Origin of the sequence: Bacillus pseudomycoides DSM 12442 (genome assembly GCF_000161455.1) — a bacterium.
Lineage (GTDB): Bacteria > Bacillota > Bacilli > Bacillales > Bacillaceae_G > Bacillus_A > Bacillus_A pseudomycoides.
On record NZ_CM000745.1, the window covers coordinates 5,359,694 to 5,371,797 of the forward strand.

Annotated in this window: 18 protein-coding genes; 4 read left to right on the plus strand and 14 right to left on the minus strand. The window is 34.4% G+C overall.

Translation table 11 applies throughout. The features are described 5' to 3' along the window. The 11 genes from BPMYX0001_RS27150 to BPMYX0001_RS27195 all read right to left on the minus strand — a co-directional run. Window positions 1–571, minus strand: a 571-nt coding sequence (locus BPMYX0001_RS27150) for a lysozyme family protein (RefSeq protein ID WP_081449596.1), incomplete at its 3' end; no start/stop codon positions are given. A gap of 239 nt (window positions 572–810) precedes the next feature. Further along, entirely contained in the window at window positions 811–1,197 is a 387-nt protein-coding gene (locus BPMYX0001_RS27155) for a hypothetical protein (protein WP_018767569.1), read from the minus strand. A 167-nt stretch (window positions 1,198–1,364) separates the two neighbouring features. Next, on the minus strand, window positions 1,365–1,487 hold the full coding sequence (locus BPMYX0001_RS34355) for a Fur-regulated basic protein FbpA (RefSeq protein WP_240517046.1): 123 nt from the start codon (window positions 1,485–1,487) through the stop codon (window positions 1,365–1,367). An 18-nt stretch (window positions 1,488–1,505) separates the two neighbouring features. Continuing rightward, a complete protein-coding gene (locus tag BPMYX0001_RS27160; protein ID WP_006097381.1) occupies window positions 1,506–1,703 on the minus strand; it encodes a hypothetical protein in 198 nt (65 codons plus the stop codon). Between the two features lie 11 nt (window positions 1,704–1,714). Further along, window positions 1,715–1,957, minus strand: coding sequence for a hypothetical protein (locus tag BPMYX0001_RS27165; protein ID WP_033799465.1), 243 nt, complete (start codon window positions 1,955–1,957; stop codon window positions 1,715–1,717). 2 nt (window positions 1,958–1,959) lie between these two features. Further along, on the minus strand, window positions 1,960–2,766 hold the full coding sequence (locus BPMYX0001_RS27170) for an ATP-binding protein (RefSeq protein ID WP_033799466.1): 807 nt from the start codon (window positions 2,764–2,766) through the stop codon (window positions 1,960–1,962). Further along, entirely contained in the window at window positions 2,702–3,550 is an 849-nt protein-coding gene (locus BPMYX0001_RS27175) for a conserved phage C-terminal domain-containing protein (protein WP_033799467.1), read from the minus strand. Before BPMYX0001_RS27175 ends, BPMYX0001_RS27170 begins: the two co-directional genes overlap by 65 nt. Before the next feature lie 456 nt (window positions 3,551–4,006). Then, window positions 4,007–4,204, minus strand: coding sequence for a hypothetical protein (locus BPMYX0001_RS27180; protein WP_006097385.1), 198 nt, complete (start codon window positions 4,202–4,204; stop codon window positions 4,007–4,009). Window position 4,205: 1 nt separating this feature from the next. Further along, window positions 4,206–4,406 carry a hypothetical protein gene (locus BPMYX0001_RS27185; protein ID WP_018783084.1) on the minus strand — a complete coding sequence of 67 codons (201 nt, stop codon included), beginning with the start codon at window positions 4,404–4,406 and terminating at the stop codon, window positions 4,206–4,208. Between the two features lie 620 nt (window positions 4,407–5,026). After that, a complete protein-coding gene (locus BPMYX0001_RS27190; RefSeq protein WP_033799468.1) occupies window positions 5,027–5,800 on the minus strand; it encodes a phage antirepressor in 774 nt (257 codons plus the stop codon). Window positions 5,801–5,841: 41 nt separating this feature from the next. Continuing rightward, on the minus strand, window positions 5,842–6,063 hold the full coding sequence (locus tag BPMYX0001_RS27195) for a helix-turn-helix transcriptional regulator (protein WP_006097390.1): 222 nt from the start codon (window positions 6,061–6,063) through the stop codon (window positions 5,842–5,844). A gap of 130 nt (window positions 6,064–6,193) precedes the next feature. Here BPMYX0001_RS27195 and BPMYX0001_RS27200 point away from each other — a divergent pair, with 130 nt between their 5' ends. Next, window positions 6,194–6,544, plus strand: coding sequence for a helix-turn-helix domain-containing protein (locus tag BPMYX0001_RS27200; protein WP_006097391.1), 351 nt, complete (start codon window positions 6,194–6,196; stop codon window positions 6,542–6,544). A 10-nt stretch (window positions 6,545–6,554) separates the two neighbouring features. Here the strand turns inward: BPMYX0001_RS27200 and BPMYX0001_RS33440 are convergent, their stop codons facing one another. Further along, entirely contained in the window at window positions 6,555–6,704 is a 150-nt protein-coding gene (locus tag BPMYX0001_RS33440; RefSeq protein ID WP_006097392.1) for a hypothetical protein, read from the minus strand. A 601-nt stretch (window positions 6,705–7,305) separates the two neighbouring features. On the opposite strand from BPMYX0001_RS33440, the gene BPMYX0001_RS27205 reads away from it, so the two are divergent. Both BPMYX0001_RS27205 and BPMYX0001_RS27210 read left to right on the plus strand, forming a co-directional pair. After that, window positions 7,306–7,653 (plus strand): helix-turn-helix domain-containing protein, encoded by a 348-nt coding sequence (locus BPMYX0001_RS27205; protein ID WP_006097393.1) that lies wholly within the window; start codon window positions 7,306–7,308, stop codon window positions 7,651–7,653. Window positions 7,654–7,854: 201 nt separating this feature from the next. Continuing rightward, on the plus strand, window positions 7,855–9,006 hold the full coding sequence (locus BPMYX0001_RS27210) for a type I restriction endonuclease (RefSeq protein ID WP_006097394.1): 1,152 nt from the start codon (window positions 7,855–7,857) through the stop codon (window positions 9,004–9,006). A gap of 318 nt (window positions 9,007–9,324) precedes the next feature. Here BPMYX0001_RS27210 and BPMYX0001_RS27215 read toward each other — a convergent pair whose 3' ends face one another. Together BPMYX0001_RS27215 and BPMYX0001_RS27220 are read right to left on the minus strand one after the other, a co-directional pair. After that, window positions 9,325–9,504 (minus strand): hypothetical protein, encoded by a 180-nt coding sequence (locus BPMYX0001_RS27215; protein ID WP_006097396.1) that lies wholly within the window; start codon window positions 9,502–9,504, stop codon window positions 9,325–9,327. Between the two features lie 285 nt (window positions 9,505–9,789). Beyond that, window positions 9,790–10,779 carry a Nal1-like putative serine protease gene (locus BPMYX0001_RS27220; protein ID WP_006097397.1) on the minus strand — a complete coding sequence of 330 codons (990 nt, stop codon included), beginning with the start codon at window positions 10,777–10,779 and terminating at the stop codon, window positions 9,790–9,792. A 402-nt stretch (window positions 10,780–11,181) separates the two neighbouring features. Between BPMYX0001_RS27220 and BPMYX0001_RS31725 the strand changes: the two genes are divergently transcribed. Continuing rightward, a protein-coding gene (locus BPMYX0001_RS31725; protein WP_139358613.1) for an IS6 family transposase occupies window positions 11,182–11,867 on the plus strand; the annotation gives its coding sequence in 2 pieces (ribosomal slippage) (window positions 11,182–11,479 and window positions 11,479–11,867; 687 coding nt in all). The last annotated feature ends 237 nt before the right edge of the window (window positions 11,868–12,104 follow it).

Below are 12,104 nucleotides of genomic sequence, written 5' to 3' on the forward strand. Positions count from 1 at the left end.
CAGAATCAGTTCCTCCATTAAAATCCACATATTGTTTAACAATTTCAGCGTAGAAAAAATTCCCCCCGCTTTTATATCGATAACCACCATTGTATGCTACAGCGATAGGGTGACTATACCGAACCATAGTACCATTTGTATTTCCAAGAGATGGTGCAACAACAGTTTTAGAATACAGGTCTGCCACCGGTAGTGAATGCTGTTTATTGTTAGAAGCTAGCCAACGAATGTAAGCACGTCCAAAATTATATGTTTGAACAATAGCACTTAAATCAGTAATACCGTACTTCTTTGCATCTGCAAAAGATCCTTTTAAGTGCATTACTCCGTAATGAATGGACTCCTTAGGGTTGTTAATTGAATTCGCAGGTCTTCCTTGAGATTCACTTGACTGCATAATATCGGGGGTCTGTTCGGAATTCCCACCACTTTCCACCATAATAATTCCAAGCACATAAGGTACTAACTCAGGTACACCTTGTGCATTACATTCATTTTCTACCATTGTCTGCCATCGTAGAACCTGTTGCGGCAGATTAACGGTTTTAGCTGAAGCAACTAATTTATTCATTACTAAACATCTCCTTATCCTTCTTATTATTTTCCGCCTAAAAACCTACTTCTTTACTGAGTACATCTAACTGCTAAATGCTCTTTGTTCTGTAAAACTAGTTCCTAGTACTCACCTTGGTTCATAAGAAAAAGAGCAACCATACAATAGTTGCCCTTTCGTGAAAACCTTATATTACTACTATAAATCATTTTTTCAATGGTTTCTGTACACCACATGTAATCTACATAAAGGTAACATTAAAATTCATCTAGAAACTTGACAATCTTTTTTATTTCAGCATGCTTACGTCGGATATAGCCTGTACTATAATGCAAATCAAAAGCTATTTGTTCTAAAGTCATTCCGTCCACATATTTCATTTTTAGTATTCGATTTTCTAATCCTGTAAACTTACTAATCAAATACTTTAAATCGTACATAGCATTCATCTTATGAGCTAATTCATATTCAATTGCTTCAATATGTCCTTCTACTTTCGCACCGTCCGATTCAGCAGTTAAACGAACATCCCGTAAATCACCACTAATCCAGCGTTTTAATTCAGCTTTTGTTTTATCTAAATTGTAGTCCAAATAAGCAATATCTTCTTCTAATTTCTGATAGTCTTTCATCCATTCAAACAAATGATAATTCACCTACTTTCTATGTAAAAAACAACAAATCTCATAAAACATGTTTATTTTTTTCGTTCTAAGACGTTTTACCACGCTGAAGACCAATGGCATTCAGAAAGAAAAACAACTTCAATAATTTATAGATGTTTTTCTCATACAATTCATCTGCTAATTCCTTACTCATTTTCCCCATCTCCTTTTAATAGATCCCAAAGTTCTTGCTCGCTCATTTCATAAAGCTGCCGTCCTGTATCTTCTTCCGTATAAACCTCTTTATGTAATAACACATCGATATAAATTTATTTCCTGCCCATTACCTAAATCATACTTTTCACATAGTCTTCCTTCAGATCTCGCACCAATATAATTTCCTTTGGCCCCACTTCATGCCCTAGCGAATTCACCTTCCTCGCATGTGCCTCGCCATACAGCGTCACACGCGATATAGCGATACGCTGCCCTGTCTTCTTATGCGTCCAAAAACCGTGTAGTCTTGCCCGTTCCTTTGCTGTCATGGCTTATCCTCCTAGCTAATTTGCTTTCTCTTTCTTTTCCTCTTATTCGCTTGTAATGTAGCCGCCAAATCCATATCCCATTTCCCCTCCATTTGCATTTGATAAGCTATTTCCAAACGCGCCAAGACGTCATGACGTCTTCCATCCACTTCTTCAGGACTCTGATTACCTGCTGTGCAAATACATGGCGCAAATTGATAACAGCCATTCCCCATGTCGTTCCTAATAACTCCCGTTTCTTTACATGCACACATTGTTATTCCCCCTTTTTGAAGTTTCGCAATCTATAATTATCGCCAAACATTTCTAGCATTTCTGCGTTTTCCATCATTCTGCTAAAATCTCGTTCTCCGTACATTTCTGCTAATTGGCCTACGTTGAAATTTGTTGTAAATAACGTACTTTTACCTATACGACTATCTACAATTTCATTTGTCTTCGTTTGCTTCCAGGTAACGCCCTCTTTATCTTTTTCTGTAAACTCTGCTCCAAAATCATCGATAATAAGTACGTCTACTTTAGCAAGGAGAGACATAAGCTTTTCCTCCGTTAGTTCGCTGTTTTTATTCCATGTAGATTTGATTTTGGTAAATAGCTTATTCATTTGGATGAACATTGCACTATATCCACGTTTCATTAATTCTTTTGTAGCTGCTACACACAAATGACTTTTACCCACTCCGTAATCTCCAGTTATAATCATGCTCGTTGGATCTTCTTTGCTATATGTAAAAACGAAATTCATGATTGTCTCTTTAGCATCTGCTAATTCCTTTGTAGGTGGTGCATAGTTATCAAAAGTAGCCTTCTTTAATTTTTCGTTGATTAGGCTATTATCTGCGAATGAATCGTATAAACTAATGACTTGGTTCCTCTTTTGTATTACAAGCGTTTCCTGAGCTAACTGGACGTCCTGAGGAGCGATTTCTTTGCAATGCCAGCAATAAGTTTTGTTATTTTCATCAAGAAACTTTTTCCTTCTACATAAATCACATCTTTCATTTGCGACCTTTGGTAAAGTCATATTTGCTGATGAAGCTACTATCTTTGCCACTACTTGCATTCGAACTCGCTCCTTTTTTAGGTTGTTGGTTTAAGTATTCTTCAAATTTCGTTCCGAATAATGTTGATGGTCTTAAATATTGGTTATACTCTTCATCTGTTAACCAATGAGAAGCTTTTATATCAATTACTTTCTTGAAATCTTCTATAGTAAAACCTTGATTAAATCTCGCTTTAATTAGGTCTTTTGTTTTGGCTGTTTTGTATTTATAAGATTTACCTGCTTTTTCATTAAGATAAGAAACAATATCTTCATAAGGGATGCAGTCTTTTGACCGTTCTTTTTGGTCAGAAGACATATTATCTTCTAATGTAGTACTCTTTGTTGTAGTCTCTGTAGTAATCTCTGTTAAAGAATTTACTGTTTCGATAAGTTCCATTTCACTCAAAGGGGAATTTGGAATTTCCCCAAAGGTTAAAATCCATTTCACCCTTTCGGTAACTTCGGAAGTATTTAATTTAATGTGATTTGTAGGAGCACCATTAAATTTGAACTTTTTAACTTCTACAAATCCTTTATCGATTAAAATTTTAATTGCTCGATCATATTGTTTAGGAGTAATCCTTATCTCGTTACGCCAATCTTCACGACCTTTAGCAAGCCAAAACTCTCCGTTCTTCTTAACCCTTAATTTGCTCTTTCCTTGTTCATTAGGCATATACCAGTAAACAATTTGACCTAATAAAATCCCTGCAATTAAATCCCCAGTGATATCAACATAAGCAAGTCGCACCATATAACCGTTTCTTGCAAATGTTTCTAGTTGAAATATGTTGCTACTCATTTAGTTCACCATCTTCCTCATCACGCATTCTCCCTTTCGCATACTGCTGCCTTTAACACTGATTACAGATCGCGATACGGGAAAGCCCATACAGGACTTTAGTCCGCCTTTAGGCATGGGATGAAAGTATCGCTTTTTCATAGAAAAACACCTGTTTTTTGGGTATACTTCAACCATAGACAAGAACAAGTCTTTAAAACGCCTATGTGTTCCTTGAAAACAAGATATCATATGAAGTCCGATAGACTAACTCATGCTATCGGTAAAATAATATGTGTCGTCAAGAACTAGACGCTAAAACGTTTGAACACGCAACTAGCTGTACGGTATGGTCATAGTACCGTAGCTCACGAACCTATTGGGTCTGTCGTGAGAGTGGTGTTGGCACACCGCAATCTTGCACGTCAGCGATACCAGAAATGGACTTCGCCCTTGGTAGCAAGAATCCCACTGGATTTAGCCAGCTTGCCCCTTTAGGGATGGGAGTGTCAATTCCGTTTGTTTGCTAACTTCATACACTTCTATCAGTGCCTGTAATCCGTATTCATAAGCCACAACCATCGATGCAGCGTTATCTTCATCACTTTGCTTATATCTTTCAACTAAACTCTTAAGAATTTGAATTTCAGCTTCGATTTTGTTTTGTAAATTCATCTTATTCACCTGCGACTTTCTTCAAGGAATGGCCTACAACATATTCCTCAACGCATTCTGTTGAATTGTGTATAAAATCGCCTTCAAAATCCAAGTACTCTTCACCAAAATAAATCTCTTGAGAGCAACCTTCGCAATTCCCAATAGAATCATTCACTGATGAATCATGAGGATTTCCAATTAACATCGGATTTTCAATCATTTCCACATTCCTCCTTATTTAAGAAGAGAAACAAAATATGTTATAATATAAGTACTAATATCTTTATCTTGTTTCTCCAAAACCGTCTTAGGGGTAGGACGTTTTTTTATTTCTCAACATATAGACTGAATATTCTGTATTATTGTTGTATTAATCTTGATAAGTCTCTGATAAAATATGAAGTGCATATCGAAATATCACTTTCTTCAAGCCTGTGCCTCCCCGTACAGGTTTTTTTTATATGTTCTTAAAATCGTCAAAATCACTTTGATGCTTCATAAAAAGTTCGTGATATTATATTGGTACAAAGTCATGTGTTCCCTTAACCCAAAACCTTAGTGATGCCCTGTAACCCTGGACAGGGCTTTTTATGTATCTTTTTTAGCTAGAGTTATATAATGGTACTTCTCGATAATTGCCACACTGTTATGTAACCCTCTAGCCTTTAATGCGTTTATAATTCCAATGATTTTCTTCGTATTTGTCACGCTGCTCTTTGGTCATTACTCCTCATCCTTCATGAACAATTTGTCTATCCGCTCCATCACATACCCTAGTCCAGCAAAACAAGCTATAACCACCACTACCATGAATAGTGAGAATGTACTTTCTTCCACTACTTAGATCGCCTCCTGATTAAGAAACTTATTAATAAAGTAAAACTGGCCTTTTCCTGTAACTTTTGGTGTGAATGATGTTACGAATTCACCTTCACTATTTGTTCTTACAAATTCTTGTGACTCGAATAATCCTAAATCCATTGCATACTGAGTAGGTGTGTTGTACATGCTTCCTCTTTTCTTGCAAAGGTAGCCGTTTTCTCTCAACCATTCGAAGAGTCTGTTTTGACCTGTTTCTATTCCTTTTTGTTTCATTAGAATCGCTAACTGCTTTATGCTGATTAGATTCGTTGAAACTTGGACTGCTTGAGCAAATGTTACTAAAGGTTGTTGCTGTAATACTTTTCGTTCAGCTTCAAAGCGTCTCTCTTTTTCTTCTTTTAAATTAGTGAGAAGACCGATCATGAAGTCTGGATTAGTTACCACTTGTTCTAGTACTTGATCTGTCATATATACTCCGTGTTTACGGATTGTTGGAAGAACTTCTTCAATTACCCATTTTTCAAATTGATCCGCTTGTGGAAGTTTTGATTTTACGATTAAGCGGTATAAATTGGATTCATTGATGAATTTTTTTCTTTGTCGTCCACTATTAGTAGGGACTAACGTTTCGTTCACCCCTTCAGATTTACAATGATCTTTAATTGCTTTGTGTGGATTTGAATACCCTAATGCTTTAGCGACATCTGTTGCCGGAAAGTATTCTTTTCCATCTTTAATAAGAATTCCTAAGTTCCCGAACATACTGTGTGAAAATTTTTTGAGTTCATTCATTTGGTTTACTCCTTTTTTACTTTATAAACCTAAGGTTTACTTTAATTGTTAAAAAAAAGTTCTTTAGGATTTTCCTCAAGAGCTATTGCGATTTTTAGCGCTAAGTCTATTTTTAATGTTCTTTTGTTGTTTTCGATATACCAGTAGTGCATTTTAGTAATTCCGACCTTATTGGCAACATCTTGGCAAGACATTCCTTTTTCTAGTCGTTTTTGTTTTAACTGATGCAAGTTATTTCCTCCCTTCGTTGCCTGTAATTTCATTATAAGTAAACCTAAGGTTTATTTCAAGTGCTTTTCCCCAAAAAATATAATGATTTTCAACTTGTGGTAAACACTATGTTTACTTTATACTTTATTTATTGCAAACACTTTATAAAAGGGGGCATTAATATTGATCGGGGAAAAGATTAAAGAACTAAGGAAGAATAATAAGATAACGCAAGAGCAACTTGGTAATGCTATTGGTGTATCTAAAATGGCTATTTCTTATTTTGAAAAGGGAAAAAAGTCACCTGGGCGAGAATCATTAGAAAAGATTGCTGATTATTTCGGTGTAACTACTGATTATTTATTAGGTAGATCAGAAGATCCAGAATTGAGCGAAGAAGAAAACAAGATTGTTACTGAAGAAGGAAAAAACATACTAGCTTTAATTGAAAGTCTTCCAGAAGATGAGAGAAAGAAAGCTTGGGAACAGTTAGAGATGTATGTTACTTATATGCAAAATGAAAAGAATGGCTAATCAAAGAAGACTACTTAATGTGACAGTCTTCTTTTTTATGTATTTGGTTTTCCTTATAAGATTCGTCTAGACAAATTTTTAAAATATCTTCTGCTTTAATCGGAGCTCCATGTTTCAAACCCAATTTTATCGCTTCCCTAACCAATTGCTCTTTTTTCATATCTACTTCCCCCTATATCCTCTTTAATATATGTAGACTTTCTTAAAATGATGAGCTTTTGTCGCTTTGGGTCAAGAACTCTCCATTTCCTTTAGAGCAGAAATGACACTATCGATTTGATAGTGTCAATTGGAAAGCGGTGATAGAAAAACAAACTACAGTAGCAATTGTCAAAATGGCTTTAATAACCTTACCTTTCAAGTGCTTCACCAACTTTTATGTATAATTTATCTATAACGTTTTAAGACTCTTTTCGGTAGAATACTGTGGAAAACTCTCGATTGATTGTTCTATATATTCTCTTCCCTCTTCTCCATCTTTCGCTATCTCCATGTAATATAGTTAAAAATTACTAAATAATCTATCATTTTTGAGGGATTTTAAAGATCCATATATAACAGTTTTTCTTGAATTTCATAGAAAGAAGTATGCATTTTTTCATTTTTTCATTTAAAGACCTCTATATGAATATTTTACCATAAAAACACGAACTTTTGTTCCTTTTATTTCTTATAAACAGAAATACGACCTAAATAAAACAAAAAAGTCAGAATAACTACCAATTGTGGTATAGTAATAGAGTGATTATTATACTCAAACTATGAAAACTACAGTCGGTCAAAACATTAAAAATTTCAGAAAGTCTTTCGGTTTAACGCAAGAACAATTATCTGATAGAACAGGGTTATCACGTGGACAAATCAAAAATTGGGAAGTGGATCGCCATGAACCTGATCTTGAAAGTTTGAAAGTACTTGCGTCGTTTTTTAACACCTCCATAGACCGTCTTCTTAGCTTCAAAAACGAGAAAGAAGATGCGTTACTAGAATTACTATTTAATGATGTCCAAAGGGCTTATGAGGAACTCGATGGACGTCAGCAAGGTCGTTTTGCAAAGCAAGTTTCATTGTACGTGAAAATGTTGCAAAACAACAAAGATATATTGTGATTTGATTTCAAAATAAAAGAAATCTTTTCCATTGAACAGTGGTAAGGGAGCAATTTGCTCTCTTTTTTATTTGTCCGAATTCTATAGAAAATAAATAACCTACTTATTTATATTTAGAAATTCTGTTATATTATGGATTTTTATAGTAAATGTTATTAATATTCCGAACTATAAAATATTAAAGTTAAGGGGAAATTCAATATGGAGTTCAGAAATGATATAAACAAAATATCTAACCAAATTTTAGAACGAAAAGAATACATAACTAACGAAGAGATGACTAAACAATCATTAATCATTCCTTTTTTACAAAAATTAGGTTATGACGTTTTTAATCCTTTAGAAGTTAGACCCGAGTACATTGCAGATTTTGGAGCTAAAAAAGGGGAAAAGGTGGATTACGCTGTTTTTAAAAATGGAGTTCCTATTATTTTAATTGAGGCAAAATCTGTAACTGAGAATCTACTTAAACATGACGCTCAATTGTCTAGGTATTTCAACGCCTTACCAGATGTCAAAGTAGGGGTACTTACTAATGGTGTAGAGTACAAGTTTTACACTGATCTAACTAATGACAATGTTATGGATGAACAACCTTTCTTTACATTTAACATGGATAATTTAAGTAATGTGGATATAGAAACAATTGAAACTTTTACAAAAGAAAATTTTGAAGCTGAGGAAATTGTTAAATATGCTGAAGAGCTTATCTATATGACTAATTTAAATTCCACAATTAAAGAATTATTTAAGAATCCTTCAGATGATTTCCTTCGTTTTCTAATTAAAGATTTTAGCTCAACTAGAATCACAAACAATGTTTTAGATCGATTCAGACCAATTGTAAAAAAAGCAATTAACCAAACGTTATTAGAGATAATCAGTGACGGCTTGACTCCAAAAGAGCCAACAGTAACTGAGACAGTCGAAAAAAGTGTAGCTGAAGTTGCTTCTTCAACTGAAATAGTTGAAGAAATTATTAAGGAAAACAAAAACGATAGAATTATTACTACTGATGATGAACTAATTGCTTTTGATATCGTTAAAGAAATTTTAGTTAAAAATCAAAGAGACATTAGTGACGTTAAATATAAAGATACTATTAGTTATTTCGGAATTATGAATCGTGTAATTACAAAATGGTTTATACGCCTATTCCTTGAAAGTGAATCAAAATCCTTAGTTGTAAGATTAGACTTAGAAACTACTAAACAATTGTGTCCTAATTTTGTAGTTGAACAAGCACCTAAGTCTCAGGGAGTAAGTAGAATTTTTATTAACGATGTTCACGATCTAAAAAAATTAGAAGCATTAATCCTATCTTGTTATGACCAAATTGTAACTAGTGCGTAAAAAAGAGGGTTTCGGCTCTCTTTTTTTTATTTCCCTCGACAGAATCTGACAAAATAGTTGTAACTAGATTTGTGGTTCTGGTGCAAATGTATGAAGAAGAACCGACAAGAGAAACCGACCTTATGTTTCGCTTTTACTTTGGCTTCTCAAAAAAATTAATGGTACATAAAAAAAACCTGGATGTAAATATTTAAGAAACCCAGCTAACCTTTTCATGTGAAGGTAGCTGGGTTTGAAAGTTATATGTGCAAAATAAATCCTAAAGTGACATCTAGAGTGTAGTCTCATTTAAAAAACCTTGCAACAGAACCTCATTTTTTATGACACACAAGCTACTCCTGCCAGTTGTTGAACTACAGCTGTAAAAGCTGGTCCTGCTTGTTCAGCTACATGCGCAGCATAAATCCATTCACCTCCGTGATGACCTTGAACCACAAGAGCTCGATTCTCGTATGAAGTAAGATTAATTTCCCTAGCCTCTGGTGTCACAGCTTCCATTTCTCTTATCCCTGTTAGCTTTACAGAGGTACAACGAGCAGATTCTGGGATTAAAATCTGAAACTCCCATTTTTTACTATACCAACAAATTGATCACTTCTATATTCTTCCATACTGAATTTCTCCTTATTTCTTTGGTTTCTATAACCCAATATTTGAACAACAATCTTTGGCAACATTTAATTGTATACAATTGTTGTTTTTCACATAAATGCCCTCTTCTTTATCGGAACATACTAGCAACTTTTCTTTCTTAACTTCCCTTTTACGTGTATTCTTTTCAAATTAAATATGAACAGGAACCCCAGTAAATAGTGAAATACCGAGAGCCGCTTCAACATCACTAAATAAATTAGCAAAAGTGGATGATCCATCCTCAGCACCACCAAAAAGTAGTCCTATGACACGATTTTGCTCATCAACAATTACTGAACCTGAATCACCATGATCAGAAAACTTAGGATTTTTAGTAGTATCTGGTTCAATAGTAATTTGATTTTTTAATGTGACCACTCCAATACCTGATCCATAATCAATTGAACTAGTGCGACCAAGGCCAGTTATTGTTCCATGAGTCAATCCAGTTGTACGACCTTGCTTACGAACACTGGCACCAATAGTCGGGGAGACCTTACCTTTTACTTTACCTATATTAAGAATCTCTGGAGAAGTCCGTCTGTTTTTTATTATAGATATAGCTGCATCTACGGGCTTATTTTGAGAGTTAATTTTATCTCCAAGGCATACGCTATCAAGAGCTCCGATTATGTCTCCTGAACATTGACCACCATCTACCCTTCCAGGTTGTGTCATTTCATCACCAGATTTCCAATTATTATCAACACCCATGACATGAAAATTACTTAATGCGTAGAATTTATTATCCTCTTTCTGAACAATTGCACCTAGAGTACCTACAAATATAAATCCATTTATAGCTCTACAAGGGCCTACACTAATTCCTCCAACTAAAGGATCAAATTTACCAGTTTCATTTTCAAGAACAGGTGCACCCACCGGAATCTTTAACACCTGTAATTCCACTTTTTTTTCTTCAATGACATCCGTTTTTACGCCTTCAATCGTACGCGGAATTTCATGTTCAGGTCCTACATTCTCTTTCTTTGTTACAAATGTACGTATGGCGATCTCATCAGTTCGTTTTCCTTCCACATACTTAAATCCTACATCAACCCCTATGACGTTAGGTTTATTTAGTAATACATTTTCATTAGCTTCTTTTATATCTAGAAGTTTTTTTACCTTTTTATCCATATAATTACTTCCTTTCTAAAAGTTTTGAGAAGAATATGCTTCATTAAAAACAAAGTTATGTTTTGCTATACCTTAAATAAATATATACACTAATTCTTACCATTCAACGATTTAAACTGAGCGGTTTTTACTCTCATTATTCAAATGAACCCAAACTTAACACTTGACATTAACATAGCTTATAGTTTCGGAAATAAAACCCTCTCTATTTGTAAAATATCACCAATAACGTTTTTAACGTTATTACATAATATCTTTTAAATCGGAGAAAATTTATATGTGCTTACATGGCATAATTCATAAATCCAGAAGAGATTACGATGACTAGTATTAAAATTGGCTCTGTTGCAAAGTTTTCTAAATGAGACTACACTCTGGAAAAAAGAATAAGGAGAAACACAAATGCGATATTTTAAAGGAAAACAGTTCAAGAAAGATATTATTTTGGTAGCCGCCCTGTACTACTGTCGTTTTTCTTTAAGTTATCGTGATATCTCTGAAATTTTAAAAGAACGTGGAATCTCAGTTCACCCAACAACTATCATGCGCTGGGTTCATGAATACGGAAACCTTATCTATCAAATTTGGAAGAAGAAAAATAAAAACGTCCAATTATCTTGGAAGCTAGATGAAACCTATATAAAAGTCAAAGGAAAATGGTGTTATTTATATCGTGCAATAGATAAAGACAGGCATACATTGATATTCAACTTCGTAAAAAACGGAATTATCAGGCTGCTTATACCTTTATGAAAAGATTAGTGAAAACATTTGGCGAACCAACGGCTCTAACAACAGACAAAGCGCCGGCATTACTTTGCGCATTTAAGAAATTAAGAAAACAAGGTTTTTATTCAAATACAATTCATTGTACAATCAAACATTTGAACATTCTCGTCGAACAGGATCATAGGTATGTCAAGAGGCGTTTTGCCAAATCCGCAGGATTTCAAAACCTTCGTCATGTTTCACGTACGATAAAAGAAACCGAAACCATTCATGCTCTATATAAAAGAAACCGAAGTCTTGGCTCAGACTTCGGTTTTTCAACGCATAATGAATTATACAAATTATTAATCACTGCCTAAATGGTTCCCCTATTTAGCAACACCTGTTTATGCTTTTTGAAACTTTGCAACAGAACCACTTAAACGGTGCTTATATGGCATCTTCAGGATGGGATGCTTGTATAGGTCTAGGTAGCCTTGATGGAACCAAATTAATGAATCCACTAAGTAATTTCCATAGTTAAGGCCATATAACATCACGAATTCAGATAAGGTGAGATTGTAACCACATAACCCAAAACGCTATCCCTTTTGTAT

Bases quoted from the DNA above. Each gene is read 5' to 3' on its own strand.
- BPMYX0001_RS27175 (WP_033799467.1), bottom strand. From the start codon at position 3,550: ATGAGTAGCAACATATTTCAACTAGAAACATTTGCAAGAAACGGTTAT.
- BPMYX0001_RS27180 (WP_006097385.1), bottom strand. From the start codon at position 4,204: ATGAATTTACAAAACAAAATCGAAGCTGAAATTCAAATTCTTAAGAGT.
- BPMYX0001_RS27160 (WP_006097381.1), bottom strand. From the start codon at position 1,703: ATGACAGCAAAGGAACGGGCAAGACTACACGGTTTTTGGACGCATAAG.
- BPMYX0001_RS27210 (WP_006097394.1), top strand. From the start codon at position 7,855: ATGGAGTTCAGAAATGATATAAACAAAATATCTAACCAAATTTTAGAA.
- BPMYX0001_RS27165 (WP_033799465.1), bottom strand. From the start codon at position 1,957: ATGTGTGCATGTAAAGAAACGGGAGTTATTAGGAACGACATGGGGAAT.
- BPMYX0001_RS27215 (WP_006097396.1), bottom strand. From the start codon at position 9,504: ATGGAAGCTGTGACACCAGAGGCTAGGGAAATTAATCTTACTTCATAC.
- BPMYX0001_RS33440 (WP_006097392.1), bottom strand. From the start codon at position 6,704: ATGAAAAAAGAGCAATTGGTTAGGGAAGCGATAAAATTGGGTTTGAAA.
- BPMYX0001_RS27170 (WP_033799466.1), bottom strand. From the start codon at position 2,766: ATGCAAGTAGTGGCAAAGATAGTAGCTTCATCAGCAAATATGACTTTA.
- BPMYX0001_RS27220 (WP_006097397.1), bottom strand. From the start codon at position 10,779: ATGGATAAAAAGGTAAAAAAACTTCTAGATATAAAAGAAGCTAATGAA.
- BPMYX0001_RS27190 (WP_033799468.1), bottom strand. From the start codon at position 5,800: ATGAATGAACTCAAAAAATTTTCACACAGTATGTTCGGGAACTTAGGA.
- BPMYX0001_RS27195 (WP_006097390.1), bottom strand. From the start codon at position 6,063: ATGAAATTACAGGCAACGAAGGGAGGAAATAACTTGCATCAGTTAAAA.
- BPMYX0001_RS27205 (WP_006097393.1), top strand. From the start codon at position 7,306: ATGAAAACTACAGTCGGTCAAAACATTAAAAATTTCAGAAAGTCTTTC.
- BPMYX0001_RS27185 (WP_018783084.1), bottom strand. From the start codon at position 4,406: ATGATTGAAAATCCGATGTTAATTGGAAATCCTCATGATTCATCAGTG.